This window comes from Rufibacter sp. JT3400010 (genome assembly GCF_054956755.1).
This window is the reverse complement of the sequence record NZ_JBUDXA010000005.1, coordinates 42,444-67,589: the sequence shown is the minus strand read 5'-3', so window position 1 is coordinate 67,589 and position 25,146 is coordinate 42,444. Positions and strand designations below refer to the sequence as shown.

The 25,146-nt window shown below is 49.9% G+C and carries 17 protein-coding genes and 1 tRNA gene; 6 read left to right on the top strand and 12 right to left on the bottom strand.

Features of this window, described 5'->3' with window-relative positions; all coding sequences use genetic code 11:
* Positions 1–10 precede the first annotated feature (10 nt).
* Both glgP and ACY0JR_RS06665 read right to left on the bottom strand, forming a co-directional pair.
* Entirely contained in the window at positions 11–1,669 is a 1,659-nt protein-coding gene (gene glgP, locus ACY0JR_RS06670) for an alpha-glucan family phosphorylase (protein WP_462633165.1), read from the bottom strand.
* Positions 1,670–2,302: 633 nt separating this feature from the next.
* Positions 2,303–2,809, bottom strand: coding sequence for a cupin domain-containing protein (locus tag ACY0JR_RS06665; RefSeq protein ID WP_462633164.1), 507 nt, complete (start codon positions 2,807–2,809; stop codon positions 2,303–2,305).
* A 458-nt stretch (positions 2,810–3,267) separates the two neighbouring features.
* Between ACY0JR_RS06665 and ACY0JR_RS06660 the strand changes: the two genes are divergently transcribed.
* The gene (locus ACY0JR_RS06660) at positions 3,268–3,618 is read left to right on the top strand and encodes a hypothetical protein (RefSeq protein ID WP_462633163.1); all 351 of its coding nucleotides are present in this window, start codon (positions 3,268–3,270) and stop codon (positions 3,616–3,618) included.
* Between the two features lie 110 nt (positions 3,619–3,728).
* Here the strand turns inward: ACY0JR_RS06660 and ACY0JR_RS06655 are convergent, their stop codons facing one another.
* Entirely contained in the window at positions 3,729–4,829 is a 1,101-nt protein-coding gene (locus ACY0JR_RS06655; protein ID WP_462633162.1) for an AI-2E family transporter, read from the bottom strand.
* Positions 4,830–5,178: 349 nt separating this feature from the next.
* Between ACY0JR_RS06655 and ACY0JR_RS06650 the strand changes: the two genes are divergently transcribed.
* Both ACY0JR_RS06650 and ACY0JR_RS06645 read left to right on the top strand, forming a co-directional pair.
* Positions 5,179–6,222, top strand: a complete 1,044-nt coding sequence (locus ACY0JR_RS06650; RefSeq protein ID WP_462633161.1) for a glycoside hydrolase family 53 protein — start codon at positions 5,179–5,181, stop codon at positions 6,220–6,222.
* A gap of 193 nt (positions 6,223–6,415) precedes the next feature.
* Entirely contained in the window at positions 6,416–8,842 is a 2,427-nt protein-coding gene (locus tag ACY0JR_RS06645) for a DUF4982 domain-containing protein (RefSeq protein WP_462633160.1), read from the top strand.
* 118 nt (positions 8,843–8,960) lie between these two features.
* On the opposite strand, the gene ACY0JR_RS06640 is transcribed toward ACY0JR_RS06645, so the two are convergent.
* The 4 genes from ACY0JR_RS06640 to ACY0JR_RS06625 form a co-directional block, all read right to left on the bottom strand.
* Complete coding sequence (locus ACY0JR_RS06640; protein WP_462633159.1) at positions 8,961–9,356, bottom strand: response regulator; 396 nt, start codon at positions 9,354–9,356, stop codon at positions 8,961–8,963.
* Positions 9,353–12,265 carry a PAS domain S-box protein gene (locus tag ACY0JR_RS06635; RefSeq protein ID WP_462633158.1) on the bottom strand — a complete coding sequence of 971 codons (2,913 nt, stop codon included), beginning with the start codon at positions 12,263–12,265 and terminating at the stop codon, positions 9,353–9,355. Before ACY0JR_RS06635 ends, ACY0JR_RS06640 begins: the two co-directional genes overlap by 4 nt.
* A gap of 677 nt (positions 12,266–12,942) precedes the next feature.
* Complete coding sequence (locus ACY0JR_RS06630) at positions 12,943–14,052, bottom strand: PDDEXK nuclease domain-containing protein (protein WP_462633157.1); 1,110 nt, start codon at positions 14,050–14,052, stop codon at positions 12,943–12,945.
* 466 nt (positions 14,053–14,518) lie between these two features.
* Positions 14,519–14,592: transfer RNA gene (locus ACY0JR_RS06625), tRNA-Ile, on the bottom strand.
* Positions 14,593–14,665: 73 nt separating this feature from the next.
* On the opposite strand from ACY0JR_RS06625, the gene ACY0JR_RS06620 reads away from it, so the two are divergent.
* Both ACY0JR_RS06620 and ACY0JR_RS06615 read left to right on the top strand, forming a co-directional pair.
* A complete protein-coding gene (locus ACY0JR_RS06620) occupies positions 14,666–15,310 on the top strand; it encodes an HAD family hydrolase (RefSeq protein ID WP_462633156.1) in 645 nt (214 codons plus the stop codon).
* The gene (locus ACY0JR_RS06615) at positions 15,300–16,424 is read left to right on the top strand and encodes a site-2 protease family protein (RefSeq protein ID WP_462633155.1); all 1,125 of its coding nucleotides are present in this window, start codon (positions 15,300–15,302) and stop codon (positions 16,422–16,424) included. The genes ACY0JR_RS06620 and ACY0JR_RS06615 overlap by 11 nt, the downstream gene beginning before the upstream one ends.
* A 92-nt stretch (positions 16,425–16,516) precedes the next feature.
* On the opposite strand, the gene cysM is transcribed toward ACY0JR_RS06615, so the two are convergent.
* The 5 genes from cysM to ACY0JR_RS06590 all read right to left on the bottom strand — a co-directional run bounded on the left by cysM (position 16,517) and on the right by ACY0JR_RS06590 (position 23,283).
* Positions 16,517–17,395 (bottom strand): cysteine synthase CysM, encoded by an 879-nt coding sequence (gene cysM / locus ACY0JR_RS06610; RefSeq protein WP_462633154.1) that lies wholly within the window; start codon positions 17,393–17,395, stop codon positions 16,517–16,519.
* A 241-nt stretch (positions 17,396–17,636) separates the two neighbouring features.
* Positions 17,637–17,942 carry a rhodanese-like domain-containing protein gene (locus ACY0JR_RS06605; protein ID WP_462633153.1) on the bottom strand — a complete coding sequence of 102 codons (306 nt, stop codon included), beginning with the start codon at positions 17,940–17,942 and terminating at the stop codon, positions 17,637–17,639.
* Positions 17,939–19,750: a T9SS type A sorting domain-containing protein gene (locus ACY0JR_RS06600; RefSeq protein ID WP_462633152.1), complete on the bottom strand. Its 1,812-nt coding sequence runs from the start codon at positions 19,748–19,750 to the stop codon at positions 17,939–17,941. Before ACY0JR_RS06600 ends, ACY0JR_RS06605 begins: the two co-directional genes overlap by 4 nt.
* A gap of 35 nt (positions 19,751–19,785) precedes the next feature.
* On the bottom strand, positions 19,786–20,580 hold the full coding sequence (locus ACY0JR_RS06595; protein WP_462633151.1) for a PASTA domain-containing protein: 795 nt from the start codon (positions 20,578–20,580) through the stop codon (positions 19,786–19,788).
* 3 nt (positions 20,581–20,583) lie between these two features.
* Positions 20,584–23,283: a D-alanine--D-alanine ligase family protein gene (locus ACY0JR_RS06590; RefSeq protein ID WP_462633150.1), complete on the bottom strand. Its 2,700-nt coding sequence runs from the start codon at positions 23,281–23,283 to the stop codon at positions 20,584–20,586.
* Positions 23,284–23,732: 449 nt separating this feature from the next.
* Between ACY0JR_RS06590 and ACY0JR_RS06585 the strand changes: the two genes are divergently transcribed.
* Positions 23,733–24,941 (top strand): phosphoglycerate kinase, encoded by a 1,209-nt coding sequence (locus ACY0JR_RS06585; protein ID WP_462633149.1) that lies wholly within the window; start codon positions 23,733–23,735, stop codon positions 24,939–24,941.
* The last annotated feature ends 205 nt before the right edge of the window (positions 24,942–25,146 follow it).

The following is a 25,146-nucleotide window of genomic DNA, read 5'->3' as shown; positions in this document are numbered from 1 at the left end:
ACAAAACAACTTATTTCCCATCCTGATACATCAAGCGATAGTACTCATCAGCCATACGCTCTGAACTGAAATAACCTACCACTTCGCTCATGCTCTGCTTCATGACGCTTACCCATTTCTGGCGGTCAACGTAGTACGCCGGAATGATTTCGTTCTCCAGAATATCCATCATGTTGTTGTAGTCAATCTGGTCCTGCTCATCGTTGGGGAGCGTGGTGTCTACAATGGGGAACAGGTAACTGTTCTCGCCGTGTCTGCCGAACTCGGGGAGCCAGCCGTCCTGCACCGAGAAGTTGATGGCCCCGTTCATGGCGGCGGTCATACCGCTGGTACCGGATGCTTCTCTTGGACGTCGCGGCGTGTTCAGCCAGATATCAGCGCCATCTTTCAGTTTGCGGGAGAGACTCAGTTCATAGCCGGTGAGAATGGCCACATTCTTGTGCTTATGCGAAACTTCCACAATGCGGTTGAAAACACCCACAGCTCCTTGGTCATACGGATAGGGTTTTCCAGCCCAGATCACTTGCACAGGTTGGCCTTCGCGGTTAATGAGTTCAAAGAACCGGTGCAGGTCATGGAGCAGCAGATCGGCGCGTTTGTAGGCGGCAAACCGACGGGCCCAGACAATGGTGAGAACATCCGTCCGGAAGATTTTGCCGGTTTGGTCAGCCACTATATCAAAGAGCGGCTTCTTCATCTCGGCCTTCAGTTGCACCAGGCGTTCGTCCTCGTAGGCGTCCAGGGCGGCCCGCAATTCTGGGTTCTGCCAGTAGTTAACGTTCTGGGCGTTGGTGATGGCTTTTATCTCACAGATGCCTTCATTCCCTTCCCACATGTCGCGGGAAACCTCGCCGTGCAGTTGAGACACGCCGTTGGCCATTTTAGACAGTCTGAGGGCGGTTAAGGTGTAGTCCAGTTGCGTACCATGGGCACCGGAAATCTCCCGGGCCTCCTCCATAGACAATCCCCCAAAGAAGGACATCTTGTTGAGCAGTTCCACTTCATTTTCCTCGTTTCCGGCTTTTTCTGGGGTGTGGGTGGTGAACGCCATGCGCTTTTTCACTTCCTCTACATCGCGGTACTTTTCAAACAAGTGAAAAACCAGCGGCAGGGCGTGTGCTTCGTTCATGTGGTAGGTGGCTACGCCGCCCAAGGCTTCAATCACCTTGGCTCCGCCAACTCCTAAAATAATGCTTTGCGCAATACGGGTGGGCAATTCATGGTCATACAGACGGTGCGTGATGGTGCGGCTGATGTAGTCGTTCTCGGCGATGTCGGTGGTGAGGAAGTACATGGGCACCGTCCCGAAGGTCTCAGCGGGCAGCACCAGTACCTTCACCCATACCGGGTTGTTGTGGACCGTTACCTGAAATTTAATTTCCGGATCTTCCAGATAGGTGTAGTACTTCTTCAGGAACTGTACGCCCATTTTCTGGTCGTCTTGCCGCACCTGGTCATAGTACCCGTACTTCCATAGAATACCAATCCCAATCATATTCTGCCGCAATTCATAAGCGCTGCGCATGTGGGAACCGGCTAAATAGCCAAGTCCGCCGGAATAGGTTTTCAGGGCCTGATCAATCCCAAACTCCATGCTAAAGTAAGCCACCCGCTCACTGTACTTCTCATTGATGGTATACGGATGATACCATTTACTGTAATTTCCCATAAGTCATTGGCCGTGCCAACCTAAAATATAATTGTATTGATCTATCTTCTGTAAGCTTCTCTTGTTCCATTATGTAGGCGAAGCCCACATTTCCGCAAGATGAATGCGTATTAATACTAGCAATATTCTACCTCAGAAACAAATCTGGTAAAATATCTTTGGGCAGAAGGCGTTATATAAAATTGCTTCATGTCCAGAAATTTACCTGTTTTTGCATTTAAAAAGGCTTAAAACACAGGCGTACTACTCCCCTACTGCCACTTTATGTACCCAGAAGCTCCGCTTTTGTACTGTTTTACAGAAAAGAGCCCCTATTCACAATTTTACTTTTAGCCGTAAGCAGCTCATTCCGATAGATAAAATACTTAGTCAATATCCAATAAGCCGCAGTCTCAAACCTTGATCACCTTACAAAGCAAAACCTCCGTTTAAAGACGGTTTTCAGGAAAACAGCTTTTAAACGGAGGTTGTGTAAAGCACTTCAAAAAGTTGTTGATCGCGTAAGATAAAAGAGTCTTATCAAAGGAGTAAACTGTTTCAGGGCAGTTTAGAGAAAACTAGATCAGAAGTGTACTTGCGCCTGTATCCTGTTTCTAAGCAGTTACCCGGAAATACGCTGCAAAATAGTTTGACTTACCGGCCGAAATCGTCCTGGACGCGCACAATGTCGTCTTCGTTGGATGGGTTGGAGGCGTCTGTGTGCTGCCAGATTTCGGCTAGTACACCCCACCCGTCTAAGCCCACCAACCGGTGACGTTCAGATTGCTTGAGGGTGATCAAAGCGCCGGGCTCCAGTCTTTGCAGTTCGCCTTCCTCATCTGTGGGGCTGGTCACCACGCCTACTTTCCCTTTCACTACTTTCCAGATTTCGGCGCGGCGGTGATGGTACTGCCAGGAGAGGCGTTTGTCTGGGGCCACTACCAGAATCTTAGGGCTTAACTTCCCCGAAATCCGGAGATCCTCTACTGAGATCCCGTCAAAATAGGTGTCGGCAAATTGTTGGGCCTGGTTTTCATCAATCACAAAGAATCCACCCCAGGGTCTGGTCTGGTCCTGGCTGGCGATGGAAAATCCTTTAGAGGTCAGTTCTTGCTCAATCTCTTGAAAAAGCGCTTGTTTCTGGTTGTCTGTAGTGGACATAATGTGTTCAGATAATACGTATGATGGGGCTAATTTAACAGGATGCGGTTAATTAACCACATAAATGATAAAACGTTGCCTTTGAAGAGACACAGGACTTATCCGGGATAACAGCCATTTTCCATGATAGAGTCTTTCAAGCCTACATGTATAGTATATTTCACAATATCAGGCTATTACACTTAACACAACAAACCAACTCTTTCAATAAATGCAAAAACCATATTTCTCACCTTTTAAAAATATTCATATTATAAAAGCAAAAAACTTATAACCTAGACAGCTTTATCAGAGACTCAGAATCAGTACAAAACACGTAAAAACCACCCTAATCCCCGTTTATCTCTTCTAAGATCTATTAAGTTGTTGCTATTACCTTATTTGAAAAATGAAATTTTTATTCAAAATCAATGCGCTACATTTGTAAATATAATTAAAATAGATAAAATATTATATTCATGGAAAACACTTACACTACTACTTTGGCAGATGCTCATGGTTTTTTAGAGGAAGGCATATCAGAGAGACTGTTAACTCTACTCCAGTCTGAGGTTTATGAGCGCGGTGAAGAGGTGGAGGAAGTATTATCTATTACCACTGCTTTTAAACACGCGCTCAACCAAAGCCCTATCTTAAAAAATTCAGAAACCACAGATTACGTCTTCTGGCATTTAGATACCTTAATACAGGAAGCGAGAAACATGAAGGAGAACCCGCAAAACGACCTCTTTCTGTACTTGAAAGCATTCTTCGCCTTCAAAGATAGTATCACAGGCAATTACTCTTACATGAAAGTATCTGTAGCATAGGTGGTTTTCTAAACCTGAATAGCCGGTGGTATAAACATCACTACATGAGGGAATCTCATTGATTTTCTAGCTCACAGTTCAACTCAATAGAAAGTCTCCAGGCGAATTACTTAGTCCAATGGCTCCACTTTGTTTGGCGCAGGCACGATGGGGGAAACCTGTCCGGGATAGGTGGCGGGGATATCGTCACCCAGCAGTTTGCCCCAGGGCTTCAGGTTTTCTATGCGGTCAAAGATTATTTTCAAGACGGCGGCAAACGGGATGGACAGGAACATACCAGATACGCCCCACAGAGCACCTCCCAGCAGTACGGCCAGAATGGAAATGAGCGCATTCAGCTTTACCTTAGAAGACACAATACGGGGCACCAACACATTATTGTCCAGAAACTGGATAACGGCATACGCGCCCACAATGGCTAATTGGGTGGTATAGCCGTCCTCCGTGACGGTAGCCATGAGCACCGGCAGCAGAATAGCAATCACGCCGCCTACGTACGGAATCATATTCAGAATGGCGCCAATCACTCCCAAAAGAATGGCGTACGGCACGCCCAGCAACAGCAACGCGGTTGAATTCAACACCGCCACAATGCACGTCTCCATCAGCAAACCCACAATATAACTCTGAATCGCCGACTTGGTTTCGTGCAGAATATCGGCTACGTAATGGGTGTTTTTAGACGAAAACACCTCAAAAACGAAGTTCAGGATCAAAGGCTTGTACAACAGGAACAGAAAGATGTACACGGGTATCAGGAAAAGTAAACTGAAGATGCCCAGCACACTACTCACGGTTCTTCCTACCAGCGCGGTGCCGCTGTTGGCGGTGTCCTTCAAAAGCTGCGTCTGTTTTTGAATGCCTATGCCGAAGGTGGTTTCAGCGAATGTTTGAAGATCTGTCAGGATTTGGCTGAACTTCTGTTTCAAGGCTGGCACCATCTCACCAAACTGAATAATCTGTGCCGAAAGCAGGTACAGCACCGCCCCTAAAATGGTAATGGCAATCAGCAGGGTAAGCAGAATGGACAGCACCGCGGGCACTTTCATGCGTAAAAACCGGCTATTCAATGGGTTCAGCAAAATCGCGAGCAACAGCGCGAAGGCAATGGGCACCAGAATATCTGCCAAGGTGAAAAGCACATATACCAGGAGAATGATACCCAGCAGAATAAGCGTACTTTTCTTATAGAATGGTTCTGAAGAAGTCATACTCGGTTTAACTCTATTCCTTGTATTATGTTTTTTCGTTCCGGCACATTTCCATCTGCACAATACCAACCCTACTTTCTGTTAATAAGCAGTTTAGCAGATAACACGCGCAAAACGGCTACTCCTTTTTCAAACAGAGTTTCCTCTTGCATGAAAATATGAGAGAAGGAGTAATCCCTGAAACACCCACTGAAAACTGCTTTCTACAGGTGAAACAATTTGCATCATTCCAAGCTAAATTTTCCAAAACCGCACTAAACCAGCTTGTCTCCCTTCCTAAAAAGGAACACCCGTCCTCTGCCCTTTCTTGAAATTATGTACCTTTAGTTTCATTCAACAAAAGAAAGCTTTGACAAAGACATCAACATCCGTTTTTCTGGGCCTCATCTTGCTCACCATTTTCTGCAGTTGCAGTGTCATGGATTTGGGCACCAAAAGTGGTGGCTTCGCCAAAGGAGCCGACATTGGCTGGTTGCAGCAGATGGAAGCCACCGGGTACAAGTTCTACGATGACCAGGGCGTGGAGCAGGACTGTTTCAAAATCCTGAAAGACCATGGCATCAATACCATCCGGCTGCGCACGTGGGTGAACCCCTCCAATGACCCGGCAAGCGGGCATAACAGCAAAGAGGAAACCGTAGCCATGGCCGTGAGGGCGCAAAAATGGGGCATGCGGGTCATGATCAATTTCCATTACAGTGACACTTGGGCCGACCCCGGAAAACAGAAAAAACCCGCCGCCTGGGAAGGTCATGATTTTCCCCAGCTCCTGAAGGACGTGTATAACTACACCTATGATGTCATGAGCGATCTGAAGAAGGCCGGCGTTACTCCTGAATGGGTGCAAGTAGGCAATGAAACCCCCGGCGGCATGATCTACCCCGAAGGAAGCGTTTCTAACTGGCCGCAGTTGGCCCAGCTTATCAACCAAGGGTATAACGCCATCAAAGCCGTTAGCCCCAGTTCCAAAGTGATCCTCCATGTAGACCAAGGCAACAACAACCAACGGTTCAGAACCTGGTTTGACAACGCCAAGGCGCACGGGGCCAAATACGACGTGATTGGACTATCTTATTATCCTTACTGGCTGCCGGGTAACCCAGATTACACCCTTTCCATTGATGATCTTGGCCATAACCTGACTGACATGGCAAGCCGCTACGGCAAAGAAGTGATGGTGGTAGAAGTTGGCGGCGAAGATACCAAACCCCAGAACACGTATGATATGCTGGTGGCCGTTCAGCAGAAAGTGAAAGCCGTGCCCGGGGGCAAAGGGTTGGGCGTGATTTACTGGGAGCCGCAAGGAGCCAGAAGCTGGAGCAAATACCCATTGAGCGCCTGGGGAGCCAACGGCCGACCTACCAAGGCCATGGACGCCTTTCTGGTAAGATAGCGTTGCTCAACCGCTGTGCGGAGTCGTGCTCTCCAGGGCAAAAGCGGTTTCCCACGTTCTCAGGGCAGCATAGCGCACCATTTCAACCTATCTTTACAGCAAATTAGAGCGCAAACCAGAGCGAGCATCTCTTAAAAGAACGGTAAGTGTCTCTACTTAAAACTTCATTTTTAGGCTTATTTCACAAAAAGGCATGATAAACAGGTGGTTATTTTTAGGTTTGGTATTGGTTTCGCAGATTTCCCTGGCGCAGGTGAGGGTAGTCACGGAACTAACGGATAACTGGAAGTTCAAAAAAGGAAAGAATGAGCAGGCCTACCAGGTTGGGTTCAATGACAAAAACTGGCAAAAGGTAACCGTTCCGCATGATTGGGCTATTTATGGTCCTTATGACAAAGAAGTAGACAAACAGGTGGTGGCCATTGAGCAGAACGGCGAGAAAGTACCGTCAGAGAAAACGGGCAGAACCGGGGCCTTGCCTTACATAGGGGAAGCCTGGTACCGCAACGAGTTCACGCTGCCGCACTACCAGAAAGGACAGAAAGTCCTGATTGTCTTTGAAGGCGCCATGAGCGAACCAAGAGTGTACCTGAACGGCCAGAAAGTGGGAGAATGGGCTTACGGCTACAACTACTTTTACTTTGACATTACAGACCAGGTGCAGCAGGGAAAGAAAAACACCTTGGCCGTTCAACTGAGCAACCAGGGCCAGTCTTCGCGCTGGTACCCGGGCGCGGGATTGTACCGCAAGGTGCAGGTGGTGGTCAAAAACCAGGAAAGTATTGACCAATGGGGCACGTTTGTCACTACGCCGTTTATTTCAGCGGAGCAGGCCAAAGTGAACATCAAAACCAAGGTAACGGGTAACAATGTGCGGGTGGTAACCCAGATTGTAGACGCCAAAGGTACTACCGTGGCTACAGACAGCACCGGCAAGCTGTTCGGGAAGGAGTTTGAGCAAAACCTGGCCGTCGCCCGCCCGCAGCTTTGGAGCCCCGAAACGCCTTACCTGTACACCGCCATCACCAGGTTGTACGCGGGAAAGGAACTCAAAGACGAAGTGAAAACCCGCTTTGGCATACGCGAGATCAGCTACAAGCCTAACGTAGGTTTTAGCCTGAACGGGAAAGTGCGCAAATTCAAAGGCGTGTGTCTGCACCATGATTTAGGGCCGCTGGGCGCTGCCGTCAACAAGGCCGCGCTGCGCCGACAATTGCAGATTCTGAAAGACATGGGCTGTGACGCCATCCGGAGTTCGCACAACATGCCTTCCATTGAGCAACTGGAGCTAGCCGATGAGATGGGATTCATGTTCCTGGCAGAAAGCTTTGACGAATGGGCCAAACCGAAAGTGAAGAACGGCTACAACCGCTTCTTTGAAGAGTATGCCGAGAAAGACGTAGTGAACCTGGTGCATGCCACCCGCAACCATCCGTCCATTGTGATGTGGAGCTCCGGAAACGAAGTACCCGACCAATGGGGGGCCGAGGGCGTGAAACGCGCCAAATGGCTGCAGGACATCTTCCACCGCGAAGACCCTACCCGCCCCGTGACCGTGGGCATGGACCAGGTGAAAGCCACCATGGCCTCGGGTTTTGGGGCGCTTTTAGACATTCCGGGGCTCAACTACCGGGTGCACTTGTATGAGGAAGCCTTCAAAGCTTTCCCGCAAGGATATATTCTAGGCTCCGAGACAGCTTCTACCGTGAGTTCGCGCGGCGTGTACAAATTCCCGGTGGAAAAGGCTATAGAAAAGCAGTACCCAGATTTCCAGAGTTCATCCTATGACCTGGAGTACTGCAGTTGGTCTAACCTGCCCGACGATGATTTTGTCTTGCAAGACGATAAACCCTGGGTTATTGGCGAGTTTGTCTGGACCGGTTTTGACTACCTGGGCGAACCCACCCCTTATGATAACAAATGGCCTTCGCGTAGCTCGTACTTTGGGATAAACGATCTGGCGGGCTTGCCCAAGGATCGATTCTACTTATACCGCAGCCGCTGGAACAAGACCGAAGAAACCTTGCATATTCTGCCGCACTGGAACTGGGAAGGCCGCGAAGGCCAGACCACCCCGGTATTCGTGTACACCAACTATGACAGCGCCGAGCTGTTCGTGAACGGCAAAAGCATGGGCATCCAGAAAAAACACGCGGCCACCCCACAAAACCGGTATCGCCTGATGTGGATGGACGTGAAATATGAGCCGGGCACCGTCAAGGTAGTCGCCTTCGGGAAAGACGGCAAACCCGTAGCTGAAAGAGAAGTGAAGACCGCCGGAAAACCGCATAAGATTGTGCTTCAGCCAGACAGGACCCAGATCAGTGCAGATGGTAAAGATATTTCCTTCGTAACGGTATCTGTGGTGGACAAAGACGGCAACCCGTGCCCGCTGGCCACAAACCAACTCAACTTCAGCGTGAAAGGCAAAGGAAACTACCGGGCAGCCTGCAACGGCGACCCCACCTCTCTGGAGCAATTCCACCTACCCACCATGAAACTGTTCAGCGGAAAACTGGTAGTCTTGGTGCAGTCCACGGAACAGGCCGGAGACATTGAATTATCAGTGAAAGGTAAAGGATTGCAGACCGGGCAGGTAAACTTGAAAACTACCCGTTAAGGACAAGTCAAAACAGCCTTAAAATTCAGAAAACAGCCCCAAAACGAAGTCATTGCCAACAACTCTGGTGGTTGCAGTGACTTCGTTTTGGGGCTGTTTTTGTAAGAATGAGTTGGAATCAGGTACTGCTCCCTTTTACAAGGGAAGTAGCCAGTATAGACATGATTCCTTCTTGCATTAGCGGTTTCTGGAGAAATCCTGTCACCAGGGGATGCACCTTGCTTTCTGCCTCATCTGCTTCCCGTATGGAGGAAGTGAGAATGTACACCCTGCTGTTTAGCCCCGGGTGGCGTTTCCCCAATTCCTTCAGGAATTCCCAGCCGTCCATGATGGGCATAGACAGATCTACAAACATCAGCTCGGGGTACTCACTGGCACCACCTGCATCTATCACCTCCAGAGCATCTATGCCAGATTGAAAAGCACGGATGGCAAATGCAGGCGCCACTTTGGTGAGAATGCCCTCAAAAAGGAAATTACTCACCTCGTCATCGTCAATTAAGTAGATTCTCATTTGTGAGGCAAATATAAAATGAATTCAGTGCCTTTTCCTTCTCTGCTGCTAACCTCTATGCGTCCGCCCATGGACTCTACTTGTTGCTTGGTGAGGTACAGACCTATGCCCCGGCCCTCTTGCTGCGTGTGGAACCGCTTGTAAAGCTTGAAGAGGTTTTTCTCCTCTTTTTTAGAATCAAAGCCAGTTCCGTTGTCACTGATGCTGAACAAGGCACCGGCCTCGGTGCTTCCCAGGCACTTTACGCTGATCTCCAGCAGGCGTCCGGGAGAGCGGAACTTGACCGCGTTGGAAAGCAGTTGGTGGAAGATACTGTGCAGGTAAGCCCGGTTAGCTTTAATAGTCATACCCTCTGGGAGATTAATGGTGAGCTTGCCCCCTACCGTTTGCACTCGCTCTTTAAAGGGAACCAACGCCTCCCGCAACACTGGGTACACTTCTACCCGCTCCATTTCCAGACTGGCTCTGTTTTCCCTAATGGTCAGAATTGTGTTCATATCCCTGAGCACATCATCCAGCTTGTAGGCACTCTGCCGCAGGAAAGCCATGGAGCGTTCATACATGCCTGAATGCTTGTCCTCTTTCATCAGCAGGTTGGTGAGGCCCAGGATGTTTGCTCCGTGCTGGCGCAGCACATGAGACACCACGTACGTAAACTGCTGCAGATCTGAGTTCTTCCGGTAGAGGTCCTCGGCTAGCCGGGACAACTCCAGTTCCGAAGTCTTCAGTTCCGTAATATCGGTCTGGACTTCCATGTAATGGGTGATGCTGCCGTGCTGGTCAAGCACAGGGGTAATTTCAATGTTCACCCACACCTCCTCCCGGTCTTTCCTCACATTGAGCACCTCAAACGAGATGGACTCTCCGCTGAGTAATTTCCCTTCCAAGGCCGCGAATTTGCTTTTGTCGGTTTTTGGGGAGTGCAGAAATTCTGAGGGTTCCTTGCCCGCCACCTCGTCTATCCTGTAGCCGTAAAGGCGGGTGAAGCCTTCATTCACCCACTCAATTTTCCAGTCACCGTTGGCGATGAGCACGCCATTTTTGGTTTTGCTGGCCACCAATGAGAGTTTCTCCAGCTCCTGCTGGGTCTTAATCCTTTCAGTGATATCAGACTGGATGGCAATGGCTCCTTTGATCTCCCCGTTTTCCCCTATAATGGGGCTTTTCTGCACATGCAGCCACACCCTGTTTCCATCCTTTCTTCGGTTGAGGATCTCAAAAGAGGTAGGCTCTCCGCTGATTATCTTCTTATTCTCCTCACGGTAGGCTTCCACATCAGTGCGCTCGTGGTACAATAAGTCGTATGGGGCTTGCCCAATAGCCTCCTCAAAACTATATCCGGTGAGAGTGGTGAATCCTTTGTTGACGTAATCAATTTTGCCCTCTGCGTTGGTGATGACTACGCCATTGGTGATATTGCTGGTCACCAATGAAAGCTTCTCAAGTTCCTGCCGCTCCCTTACCCTTTCAGTAATGTCTTTCTGTATGGCAATAAACTTTATGAGATTACCAGCCTCATCCAACACGGGCGTAATATCCATGGCAACCCAGAATTTCTCCCCAGATTTTTTGTAATTGATGAGGTTGATATTGAAGGGAACACGCTTTCTAAGCATATCGTCCATATACCTCACACTTTCTGGGTCGGTTTCCTTCCCTCGTAGCAGATCCCCTGGCTTTTTGCCCCTTACATCAGAAAGAGTATAGCCTGTCAGGTTCGTGAAGGCGTCGTTCACCCACTCAGTCAATCCATTAGCATCTGTTATGACCACTCCGTTTGACGTTTTGCTGGCCACCAGCGACAGCTTCTCTACTTCTTGTTGCGCCTCTACCTGCACGGTAATGTCATCAAAGTAGACTGAGATCCCTTCCTCAGACGGGTACCCTTTTACCTTTAGCCACTTACCGTGTTCCTTCAGGTAAGCGGTGAAATTGACGGTTTCACCTGTGTCAAAAGCGTGCTGGTAGTTTGCGTAGAACTCCCCCCCAAATTCACCAGGGAAAACATCCCAGAGATTTACGCCTATGTGGAGGTTCCTGTCAAAGGGCAGAAGTTTTTCTGCTTCTCTGTTAATGTAGGTGATTTTCCAGTCCTTGTTCACCGTAAAGAACCCGTCTGTGATGCTCTCCAGAATGGTGTTCAATTTCTCGGCTTGCCTTTGGGACGTCTCATAGGCGCGCACCATGGGGGTAATATCCCGGGCCACGGTTTGCACCCCAATAATCTCCCCGTTCACTTTGATGGGGTACTTGACAGCATCATACACCTTTCTGTCGCCATTTTTGAGGGTCAGTTCTACGTCGCTTCGCATGGTGCTGCCAGCCAGGGCGGCCTGCAACGACGCATCTGACAGAGGCCTGAGTGCCGATGGCAGGAAAGTGGAGATGCGGGTGTTGGTTGCCATCTCTCTTGAGATAGAGAAAGTATCACAAAAGCTTTGGTTTACCTCCGTGACCAAACCCGTTGGGTCTTCAAAAAAAACGATGTCCTGGTGATGATTGAATAACGTCCTGAAACGTTGCTCGCTCTCCTCCAGTTTGCTTCGCCCAATTCTCAGTTCGGTAATGTCCCGGGCCATGGCGTAAACCCATCCGTTTTCTGAGGAACAGGTGGTAGTCCATTGCAGGTACACGGGATTACCGTCTTTCCGGAAGAAGCGGTTCTCAAAGTTAGTCAGACTTTTGCCGCTTACTACCCGCTTTAGGGCTTGTTCTGAGTTGGTTAGGTCGTTGGGGTGGAGGAACTCTGTAAAAGGTCGGCCGATTATCTCCTCAGAGGTGTACCCAAGAATGCGTTTACTGGTATCATTGACTTGGAGGACGACCCCATTCCTATCAAAAGTGCAGAGCAGGTCATTGGAAAGACATGTCAGCTTCTCCCAGACCGACTCATTTATTTTTACTCCCACAGTGCTTCAGCGTGTTATGTCGTGTCTCCCACAAAATTACAAATTAGTCCTATACTAATTGTTGCAATATTTGAAGTAAATCATTGTACATACATGAAATAAAGTTAGATAATTCGATTTACACCAAGAAAGCCGCCATGGAATTGTACCATAATTGCTTTCATAAAACAATGATGTAACAGGAACCAACACCCCAAAAAACGACACTGCACTTCTGAGGTACTGATGGGGATTGAGATAGTTGGTGTATGACTTAGAAATGCAGAATCCTCAATGTATCAGATATTCTGTGTGCAAATTGTATGCAAATAAAAAAGCCACCTACAAGTTTTACCTCGTAAGTGGCTGATTATGAAGTGATCCGTTTGGAATCGAACCAAGCACCTACTGATTAGAAGGCAGTTATATCAAGAATACCTTAATCATTTTCATATAGGCCTAGAGGGAAAAGCCTAGGTAATTCTGCGCTTTGTAATCATGCCTGACCAGGGTTCTTGTGAAGTTGAAGGCCTTTCAAAAAAGTGTTCTATCTTCCATCTTTTCCTGTTGCAACATAGCTTCCTGCCGTTCTGTATCTTTTCTTTTTAAGGCACCATTTATAGAACCTCCTTTATTTAACCTTTTATTGAATCAGAGTCCTATTTCAATAAAAGGTTGCATACTCAAGCAAACTTTATTCATTGCTCACTCCCGCTTATTCTCTCATCTTCGATCATATCCATTAAAATCGCCTTCAACTCTTCCTTACTAGGCAAAAAGGTCTGGTATTTACTAGCGAAGATCTGGTTGTTTTCTTTAGGCAGAGTTATTTCTACCAGCGCGTTGATTTTCTCTTTGCATAGAATGATGCCGATGGTAGGGTTCTCGTCCTCGGTTTTCACAAAGCGGTCATAATAGTTCACATACATCTGCATTTGCCCTAGGTCCTGGTGACTCACCTCGCCAATCTTGAGGTCTAAGAGCACAAAGCACCGCAGGAAGCGGTGATAGAACACCAGGTCTACCCTGAAATGCTTGTCGTCAAAGGAAAACCGCACCTGCCGCCCCACAAACGTGAAGCCTTTGCCCAGCTCCAGCAAGAAATGCTGCAGTTCATCAATGATGCGGTGCTCCAGGGTGGACTCTGAATAAACTGCTTCTTCTTTCAGCCCCAGAAACTCCAGCACGTACGGGTCTTTCACCACATCTTGTGGTCGCTGGAGTTGCTGGCCTTTTTCGGCTAGTTCCTTTACCTGTTCCTTGTCCCGGCTTAGCGCCAGGCGTTCATACAAGGCGCTGTCAAATTGGCGTTGCAGTTCTTTCAGGCTCCAGTTATTTTGGGCGCATTCCAATTCATAAAACCGTCGTTCAGCCAGATTCTCTATGCGCATGAGCCGGATGTAATGCGACCAGGATAAGGTGAAGGCCGGTCCTTGTTCAATCACCTGCTTTTTGCTTACTGTACCTTCCGCTTCATCAGATTTCCGCAAAGGTGTTGCGGAAATCTGCGGGGCATACGTTTGGTAAAAGAAACGCATCCGCTCCAGATTGTCTACTGAGAAACCTTCTCCAAAGGCATTGCTTAATCGTTGCGAAAGCTCTTTGAGCAAGGCTTTGCCATAGGCAGCTCGTTCCTTGCCTTGCTGCTCTTCTTCCACAATCATGCGCCCAATCTCAAAGTAGGTGTGCACCATGGTGAGGTTTACCGTAGCGACCACTTTACGGCGGGCATCAGAGATGAGGGCTGCTACTTTCTCAAAGAGCCCAGCTGTATTTTCTGGTTTGGCTGCAGCTGATATATCAGGCATAGTGTACTCCCTCTATCTGTTTCTTTATTTCTTTTTACAATAAAGCAGAATCTGTAAAACAACTATAACCCCCTACACTGCCAAGCTGCTTCCATATAGATAACTCTGAAATCCAGGTAGCGCAGGAACATCACCCAAGAGGTCTGCCCTACATAATCTAATTTACTATCAGCACCGGAATCTTTGTACATGATGTCGTCTAAGTTCAAACATGTATTTGTGTATGCAATAGCCTTTATGAGACACCATTTCTATTGCTAGAGAAGTTGGAAAAAACCTACTCTTAGCTAACTTCAAGTTAAAGAAAATATAGTTAGTTGTTCAGAAAGAGAGGCAGGAAGTAATTTTGTGCGCTTTCCCTTGTGACTTGGGTTACCTTTCGTACAAGCTAAAATGTTTCTCAAATTGTTTGCAAACAAAAAAGCACTTACTTCGATTTAACGATGTAAGTGCCTGATTATCAACGTGGGCCCACTTGGAATCGAACCAAGCACCTACTGATTATGAGTCAGTTGCTCTAACCGAATGAGCTATAGGCCCGGCCAAATCTTTGATTTGGGAGTGCAATTCTACACATTTGTGTTTTAAAACGCAAAACAAAACCCGTAATCTCGTGGACTTTTCTTCTGTAAAGAATATCATTTTTGACCTGGGTGGGGTCATCATCAACATTGACTATGCCAAAGGAACCGATGCCCTCAAGGCGTACGGTAAAACCGGCGCAAACGTAGACTTCAGCCAAAAGGCTCAGTCTGAACTATTTGACCTCTATGAACGCGGAGATATTTCCTCTGAGGAATTCAGAGAAGGTCTTCGGGCCGAATATTTTATTGAGGCGTCTGATGAACAGATTGATGAAGCCTGGAACAGTTTGCTCCTGGATATTCCGGCCGAGCGCATTGAACTGCTACAGGAGTTAGGAAAACATTACCGCCTGTTCCTGCTCAGCAACACCAATGCCATCCACATGCTCGCCTTCAATAAAATTGTGGAAGACAACTTCGGGATACCCAGCCTGGACAGCCTCTTTGACAAAACGTATTACTCACATTTGGTGCGCATGCGCAAGCCGGGCGGTGCCGTTTTTGAGCATATTTTAACAGAAAACGGCCTGAAACGCGAAGAGACGCTGTTCATTGATGACAGTATCCAGCACATTGAGGGTGCCAAACAGGTAGGCCTGCAAACCATTCACCTGGCTCCTCCCCTTACCATAAACCAGGTGCTGAAGGAGGCGCTGCCCCAACATGGCGCGTAAGCTGGCGCTGCACGTACTGCTGTTTCTGCTCACCTTGGTCACCACTACCCTGGCCGGGGCCGAATGGCGGTACGGCAGATCGTTCTTTTACGGCTTTGAGGGATTCATCTGGCCCCCGGCTATCACCTGGCAGCAGGTACTGGGCGGACTGGTGTTCTCGTCGGCGTTTCTGGGTTTTCTGACCGTCCATGAATTTGGCCATTACCTGACTGCCCGGTATTACCGAGTACGGGTAACGTTGCCGTATTACATTCCCATTTGGCTGGGAGTCACCTTCGGGATTGGAACTATGGGCGCTTTCATAAGAATCAAAGAACGCATTTTCTCCCGGAAGGAGTTCTTTGATATCGGGATTGCGGGACCTTTGGCGGGCTTTGCATTGGCGCTGGCGTTACTGGCGTATGGCTTCACGCACCTTCCCCCGTTGGAATACCTGTTTTCCATCCATCCAGATTACCGTGTTTGGGGGCAGAACTACGAGGCGCATGTTTATTACCGGGCAGATGATTTGGCCATAGGCCGAAACCTCCTGTTCTGGCTTTTCGAAAAGCTGGTGGCTGACCCTGCTTTGCTGCCCAGCAGGTACGAAATTGTGCATTACCCGCTGCTGTTTGCCGGGTTTCTCTCGCTGTTCTTTACTGCTTTGAACCTGTTGCCCATTGGGCAGTTAGACGGCGGACACATTCTGTACGGCATGATGGGTTACGAACGCTTCAACCGCTTATCGCCCATTCTGTACACCATTTTCATCTTTTATGCGGGCCTGGGACTGCTTTCGCTGGAAATCAATTTAGACGAAGATTGGTGGAAATGGGCCGGATATGTGCTTTACCTGCTAATCGTATTCCGCCCTTTGTTTCCAGAGGTCCGAAGAGGGGTGCTGGTGGCCGCCGGTGTGCTGAGTCTTCAGTTATTGGTCCAGTTCATCTGGCCCCAGGTGCAAGGCTACAATGGTTGGCTGGTCTTCGGATTGGTGTTGTCTAAAGCACTTGGAGTCTTCCACCCACCAAGTCCCAATGAAGAGCCGTTAAGCCGAGGAAGAATCTTATTGGGTTGGTTCGCCTTGGTTGTGTTCGTCCTTTGTTTCAGCCCCGCGCCTTTTATCATTGACTGATGCTTTGTTTCAGGGCTGTTTTCTTGAAAATAGCCCTGAAACAGAGTTGCTGCTGGTAACTGCAGTCGCTATCTAGCTTCAAATGACTACGTTTACTCAAAGAGGTCGGTACTGAGGTAACGGTCTCCCCGGTCACAGACAATAAAGACAATGACGCCTTCTTCCAGTTCCTGGGCTACTTGCAAACTGGCTTCCAAGGCGCCTCCGCTGCTCATACCGGCCAAAATTCCTTCTTCTTTGGCCAGCTTTCTGGTCATAAGGGTGGCTTGCTGCTCACTGATGTCCACCAGGCGGTCTACCCTTTCTTTCTCGTAGATTTTGGGAAGAAACTCAGGCGACCAACGGCGGATGCCGGGAATGCTGGAACCCTGCGAGGGCTGAGTACCCACAATTTGGATCCCTGGATTCTGCTCTTTCAAATACCTTGATACGCCCATAATAGTACCGGTAGTGCCCATAGCCGAAACAAAATGGGTAACGGTGCCTTGTGTATCGCGCCAGATCTCAGGTCCGGTGGTCTGGTAATGAGCCTGGTGATTATCGGCGTTGGCGAACTGGTTCAGCATGAAGTAGCCCTCTTTCACGACCATCTCATCTGCCAAAGCGCGGGAGTATTCAATGTTCTGGGCGGCGGGCGTTAAAATCACCTTCGCCCCGTACGCCTGCATGGATTTCACCCGCTCAGCCGTAGAATTATCGGGCATGATCAGCGTCATCTGCACACCCATGGTTTGGGCGATCATCGCCAAGGCAATACCGGTATTGCCGCTCGTGGCCTCTACCAGCCGGTCGCCGGGCTTTATGTCTCCCCGGTCCAAGGCATTTTTGATCATGTAGTACGCCGCCCGGTCCTTCACGCTTCCGCCTGGGTTCTGCCCTTCCAGTTTCGCGAAGATTTTTACGTTTTTAGCCGGATTGATATTCTTTAACTCTACCAGTGGTGTGTTGCCTATTAGATCAAATAGCGCCATGAGAAAGTGAGATCGGTTTTTAGGTCAGTTTCCGGTGCCGAAAGGCTGACGAGGTTCTATTGGGTAAGAGAGAATTGCATTCCCGGTTTTCGGCAAAGCACTACCTTTTCCTGAGTTCTTAACGAACGAGGGCTTACCGTAGGATTAGCTCTGAAACCCGGAAGGTTTGAAAAAGAGGCTCGTTTTCGGGCCGTTTTCTGAAAAGCAGCCTTGAAAACGAGCAATCAGGTTATAGGTAAAACTATGCCTCGTTGTAGGCCAACATGCCGCCTAACACGTTGCGCACGTTGGTAAATCCTTGCTGTTGCATGATGGCTTGGGCGGTGGCGGAACGCTTGCCAGAGCGGCAATGGACCAGAACTTCCTGGTCTTTGTATTCCTCCAGTTCATGGATGCGCTCGGGTAGAGAGCCCAACGGAATCAACTTGGCACCGGCAATGCTTTGCTCTTCGTGTTCCCAAGGCTCGCGCACATCAATCAAGATAGGAGTTTCATTATTGGCTAAGCGTTGTTTCAGTTCAGCGGCGGTAATGTCTGCAGTAATCATTTTTGGAGAATTAGTTTAGCGGTTCTAAGTTGGCTTCCTTTTCGGGCTTTTACAAGATAAATTCCGGTGGGGAGTGCGGCCGGTAAAGTTAAACGCTGCCCTTGCGCCACTTTAGACCAGATTTGGAGTAATTGGCCCGTAAACGTATAGAGCTCTACCTGGTCAAACGCCTGACTTAAATGAATCTGCCCGGTGGTGCTTGGGTTGGGGTACAAAAGGGTTTCTGTTAAGGCCAATTCCTCTTCGGCTGCTGTGAGCGTACCAGTCATAACCGGTCTCAAGAGCAAAGCGCCGCCTAGGTTTTCAACGGCGCTCCAGGCAGTGGCTCCATTCGAAGCGAAGAGTTTGCCATCTGTATTCTCGTTCAAGTCAAACCCTACGTTCACAAATACGCCGCCGGATGGTTGCCGGTAGCCCACGTAAAAGCGGCCTTGCACCTCTATCTGCCGGTCAAGCGTTATATCCAGCCAGTTATTCAACCCAATAGCAGCGGGTAACACAAAGCGTTGCTCGTACATGGGTTGGTCGGTGGGTTTGCCGTTGTTATCGGTCCAGATGCGCAGGAACAGTTCGGTGCCGGGAGTGTTGGTGCCGGTAAAGAACATCCGAACGGCTTTGATTCTGTCTGCCTTGTTTACGTCAAACTGATAGCCCAACTGCACGGCAGTTCCCGATGGATAACTGAACCCGGTTTCGGCGGAGCCGTCATCATAGGCATAGAAGTCCTGCAGGTCTGTCCGCCGCCGGAGGGTGTCATTGTAGCGGGTGTAGAAATTGGGTTCTTTCGTGTTCAGGAACAGAACGGTCTCTAAGAAATAGGGCTGGTTCTGGCTGCTCAGGAAAGAGCTGGAAGGTGAAGCAGTGATAGGCGTCCTGACTCCGGCATTGACCGGCGCACTTCCGCGCAGGAAGGTATCTACGGCACTGGTGGTCAGATTCTGGACGTAGGCGCGCCAACTGAGGGCGGCGGGCACATTGCTGAGGTTGGCCAGTTCAGAACCCACTTGTTGCCGGGTCTCCCCGGTCGGGTTCTCCAGAAATTGCCAGATGGGCATGGCGCTGTACCGTTGCAGCAACGAAGGAAGGCGTTGGGTTAACGCCACATCAAAGGTTTGGAGTTGGCCTTGCCGGCGGTTACGGTCCAGGTACACATAATCCACGTGCCAGACATCGCGCAGGCCATTTCGGCTGCCGCTGCTCACCCACCGGAACTGGAAACCACTGTAGAGGTAGCGGCTTTCCCGGAGGGCCACCATCACCGGCGCAAACGCCGTGGAGCGCCCGTTGCCTCGCTGCGACCACACCGGATTCCAGGTGCCGTTTGCCTCTTTGAACTCCAGTTGCAGGGAATACAGGTTAGAAGTGGAAAAGTCTGGGGCATCTACCAACCCACCCGCTTGCCAGTAAAAACTAAGGTACAATGAGTCTTGCGGCTGCTGGGTGCCTAGGTTCAATGGTTTGGAGGTAAGCGTATCAGTAGGGCCAGCGGTGTTGGTGGTGCCGTACGGCTGCCCTTCGGCGTTCAAGCCATCAAAAGAAGCCGCGAAAATGGACGGTGGATTGGCCGCTAACCGGTTGGTGACGGAAACGCCGCCGCGGGTGAGCCAACGCGTAGCATCTGGATTGCCTTCGCTTTGGGCGAAATCGTCAAAAAACGGCAGGGTAAGGGTATCGCCGGGGGCGAGGGGCTGGGGCGTGGTACCGGTGGGTTTTCCGGCGGTTTGCCCCACTCCCGCCACGTGGGCGGGTAGTTGGTTTAAGGGCGTTAACACCTGTGCGTGGGCTGTCCATCCCCCCAAGATTAGCATTAGAAAGAGGATCAGCCGCTGGCGCATAGGTTGTCTTATTGAATAGGCGTTACCGGTTGAGGCCCGGCCACCCAAATGTCTATTAATTCTCCGGTTCTGATTTTGGTTTTGACACTGTCACCGGCAATGGGTCTTTGCTTCAATACGGTTCCGTCCAGCTCGCCGTTGGGTGCTTCCATGTAAATAACGGAACCAATCTGTAAACCTTGTCCGGTCACAAGAGTGACAGCCTCATCAATAGGCATGCCCACCAAGGAAGGCACATCCAGCTCGGTATTACCCAGGCCGTTTCCTACCTCCAGGTCGATGCGCGAACCTTTGGCCACCGGTTCACCCGGCTTGATTTCGCGGCCGTTCACGAACTGGCGCAAAATAGAGTTCTCGGCTAAATCTGGCACGTAGCGTATCTCGCCCAGGTTCAGGTCATAGTTCTTCAGAATCATCTCGGCATTCTTCACCGAACCTTCAATGAGCTTCGGCATCTTAATGAGCGGCGGGTTCTTCATGTTGATGCTCACGTAGATTTTCCGGCCTTCTTTCACCTTTTCACCCGCTTTTGGCTCCTGGGTAATTACCGTGAACGGGGCTCTGCCCTGCTCATAAGTAGAATCGCTCACGTAAAAGCGCAGGTCTTTGTCGGCGAGAAAATCTTCCAGTTCGTCTACAGACATCCCCGTCAGATTGGGCACCGAAATGGTTTCGCCGTGATTGGTGGTGCTGGGCAGGTACACAAAGAAGAACAGAAACAAGAACAGAAACACAATGACCACCATAATGGCCAGATGCTTGAACACGTCACCCAGCGACTGGGCTTTCAGGAAACCACTCATTACTTAAGAGATAACTTTTTTGGTGCGCTCCATACCGAATTGCAGGATGCGGTCAATGAAATCGTAAGGTTTATAGCCGTTGATGGCCGTCTGGTGGAAAATACACGTAGCCGGGGTCATGCCGGGCAGCGAGTTTACCTCAATGATGATGGTCTCCACCCTGCCGTCTTGGTGCACCCGCACGAAGGCATCAATGCGGGCATAGCCTTCAATGCGCAGAATCTCGGCCACCCGTTTCAGGTCCTGCTTCACCAGGTCAGAGATGCGTTGCCGCTCCTGTGGGTCTCTGGCGTAACGGGCCGGGGTAATGTTCTGTCCCTCTCCTGCCAGAAACTTCTCCTCCAGACTTAGTACTTCTCCTTCGGCCAACGCTTCAGAAGCCTCAAATATTTCGTACTCGGTGCGGCCGTTGGGGCCGTAGCTGGTCAATAAACCACCCGTAATCTCCAGGAAATGCTTCGCGCCCTCACGCGAAATGAGGTTTTCAATCAGGAAATAGCCTTTCATGGGCACCTCTTCCTTGAAGCTCAATTTCAGTATCTGCGCCGGAGTCTCGGGTATCTCAACGGAATTCCGGAAAATCAACTCGGCAAACGCTTCCAGTTCCTCGCGATTCTTTATCTTTTTCACGGCCGAAGAACACCCGTCATCGGCGGGTTTGGCGATGAACGGATAGGCGAAACTGCTTTCAATCTGCTGGAAGAACGCGTCTTTGTTTTCCTGCCAGTCTTTCTTGAAGGCCAGCATGTGCTCTGCCACGTGTACGCCGTTCTCGCGCAGAATGCGGTTGGTCTCAAATTTATTGATGGTCACCTGAGAAGACTGTATGCCCGACCCGTTGTACGGAATCAAGTATTTCTCCAGCTCCGTCTGCAGCTCGCCATCTTCGCCCGGTCTCCCGTGTAAGGCAATGAACACCGCATCTACCAAGCTTTTCAGTTGCTCATACGTCAGGCGTTGCGGCTTTTGCAACGTGTTACCGGCGTACGTACGTGTAATTCCCGCGGCCGCTTCTTTAATTTGGGCCAGCACCGGGTGCGTGGGAACGCCCGCTTCTGAAGCTTCAATTTTTTCACGAATATCATCCGCGTTGTCCTTCAACATGATGTTGATGGGAATCTGGTACAGCTGATGCGTTTCCTCGTTCCCGGTCAGAAAAATGGGAATAGGTTCGTATTTGGTAGACGAGGCCAGTTTCTCGTAGATGTTACGGCCGCTTTCCACGGAGATGTGGCGCTCAGACGAGTACCCACCCATGATTACGCCTACCCGCAGTTTGTCGTGGCGGTGCGCGCGCTCATCGGCCATGGCCGAATCTAATCTTCTTAGCAACGCCGTTAAATGCGCCGTGTTTTTCCCAGATTTCACCCGCTCGGCCAAAGAGGTCCGGATAATGTAGGTCAGGAACTGCGAGGGGTTCAGCCCAATCTCAGCCGCCTGGTGGAAGAAGAACGAAGAAGGCAACATGCCACTCGTGGTGTTGGGGTCATTTAGGAAAATCTCGCCAGAATCAGTGATAAAGCCGTCCAGACGCGCGTACACGTTAAAGCCCAGGCTGGTATACAGGCGTTCGCACTGCTGGCGTATCTCCTGAATCTGCTCCGTAGGCAAATCAATGGGCGTGATTTTCCGGCTGAGGCCCGGCAAATATTTAGAGCGGTAGTCAAAGACTTCGCCGCCTTTTCTGATTTCGGTGGGCGGTAAGGCCAATGGTCTGCCGGTCTGGTCCTGCACCACAATACAGGAAAACTCGCGGCCGTTGATAAACGCCTCAATGAGCACCTGCGTCTCGCTCTCCACATTAGTAAGTGTGAGTGTTTCAGAGCCGTTTTGGGCAAAAGTGGCAGAAAGCAGGTTCAACAGTTCCTCTGGTGCGTAAATCAGTTTTCCGTCCTGGGTTTGTACTGGCAAGCCGATGCCCTCGCGGATATCAGTCAGCGTTTTCACGAAATTCAGTTGCTGCGCAGCAGTTTTACTGTTCCACTCACTTTTCTGGATGGTGAGCGAGAACAGGCTACGGGCTACCGCTTCTTCAAACTGCTGCAGGTTTTTCTCTTTGATGATGGAAACGCCAATGGAAGAACCCTGGTGCGGGGCTTTCAACACCAACGGCAAGCCTAACTCGGCCACCAGATTGTCTAAGAGCGCGGCGCGGTCTTGGGTGGCGTGCCACTCCTGCAAGCCCAGAATGCGGTAATCCGGCGTCGCGAACCCGTGCTGCTGCAACATGGCTTTCTGCGCAATCTTGTCAATGCCTATGGCCGAAGCCATGATGCCGGAACCGGAATACGGAATACCGTACCACTCCAGCAAGCCCTGGATGCTGCCATCCTCGCCATACGGCCCGTGCAAGGTCAGGAAAGCGAAGTCAAACAGCTCCCTGAACTGGTGCGGATGAATCCGTCGGCCTACTCTAGAGGCAATGTCATTCAGTTCTTCCTCGCTCAGTTTGCCCAGACTTTCCAGGTACATCTGCAGGCCATGCTCGGTGTGGGGCACCACGTCTACCGGCGGATAGAAATCGCGGATGGTGCCTTTGTAGATGTAATGCCAGTCCAGCAGGATGAAATTCCCTAAGCTGTCGGCAAATACCGGCACAGCCTCAAACAGGGACTTATCTAAATTATCGAAGACGGTGCGGCCACCGGCGAATGAGATTTCGCGCTCCCGGGACGGTCCACCGAAGATTATTCCAATTTTCATTAGGGCAAAGATACTGATTTTGGTGTTTTGGTTCTAGTAAAAAACAAGTGGCAGCGCGGCTAGGGGTTCATGCTTCTGGAAGCGCCTTTTTACCACCCCGCCTTCCGGGCATCCCTCCTAAAGTAGGAGGGGAGTTTTTCTCACAAGACCTCGCAGTGTCTTCCAGACCTGCGAGTGTCTGTGCCAATGGTCTGTCCGTTACGCCAACCAGGAGATTGGCTGTCCGTTGGTGCGTAGAGCGCTAGCGCTAACTCTACGCACAGCAGGTAGGAACCAGCTAAAAACTAACAACTGACAACTGACAACCTTCCACTTCTCGTCTGTTTTCCCAGAATTAGCCCTGAAACAGCGGCTTGCGTATAAGCCACCAACAACACTCAGAACAATTCATATATTTGCCGTGCCTGTCTACGCAGGGTGAGCCGAAAGAACCAAACTAATAACTGACTATGATAACGATTGGCCAATACAATTTCCAGGGCAAAAGGGCCTTGGTGCGGGTAGATTTCAATGTTCCTTTGAACAGCAATTTTGAGATTACGGATGACACCCGTATTAGAGCAGCGGTGCCTACCATTAAAAGGATTTTGAATGATGGGGGCTCCGTGGTGCTCATGTCTCACCTGGGCAGACCAAAGGGCGGACCGGAGGAAAAATATTCTTTGAAGCACCTGCTCAAACCGTTGGAGGAAGCTTTTCAGATGCCTATCCAGTTTGCTTCTGATTGTGTTGGTATTGAAGCCGTGGAAATGGCGAACAACCTGAAACCGGGTCAGATTCTGTTGGTAGAAAACCTGCGTTTCCACAAAGAAGAAGAGCAGGGAAATCGCAACTTCGCCGAGAAACTAAGTCTGTTAGGAGATGTGTACGTGAACGATGCCTTCGGGACCGCACACCGTGCCCACGCCTCTACCGCTATTGTGGCAGAATACTTCCCCCATGACAAAGTATGCGGCATGGTAATGCATGCCGAGCTAGAGAATGCGCAACGCGTTCTCTCCTACGCCGACCGTCCGTACACCGCTATCATGGGCGGGGCTAAAATCTCTGACAAAATTCAGGTAATTGAGCAGTTGCTGGACCGCGTAGACAACCTTATCATTGGCGGCGGCATGAGCTATACATTTGCCAAAGCCCAAGGTGGTTCCATCGGGAATTCATTGCTGGAAGAAGACAAACAGGAATTGACACTGGAACTTCTGAAGAAAGCCGAGGAAAGAGGCGTGAAAATCTACTTGCCTTCTGACACCGTGATTGCCGATGCCTTTGACAACAACGCCAACACCCAGGTAGTAGCCAGCGGCACCATTCCCGATGGTTGGATGGGCTTGGACATAGGACCAGACACCATCGCTACGTTTGCTGAAGTGGTTCGGAACTCTAAAACCATTTTATGGAATGGCCCCATGGGCGTATTTGAGTTCGAGAACTTTGCGACCGGCACCAAAGCCATTGCCGAGGCTGTGGTGGTAGCCACCAAGAACGGCGCATACTCTCTCATAGGTGGCGGCGATTCAGCGGCAGCGGTTACCCAGATGGGACATAGCCATGACGTGTCTTACGTGTCTACCGGCGGCGGCGCGCTGCTGGAGTACATGGAAGGCAAGCAACTGCCCGGCGTGGTTGCGCTGCAAATGGAAGAAACTCCTTTGACCTAAGTTACTTTCAACTAAAACAGAAATGGCAGCAAGATTTCTTGCTGCCATTTCTGTTTACTGGCGGTTTTAAGAAAAACAGACCAGAAAAGGTTTTGGTCTTTTACCGAAGTCGCTGGCGCGAACCTTCGGTTCGTGTCCGCACGCATTCCGAATCATCCTTTTCGGAATTCTGCGATCATCCTCTCTTGTCATCCTGAAAGGATCT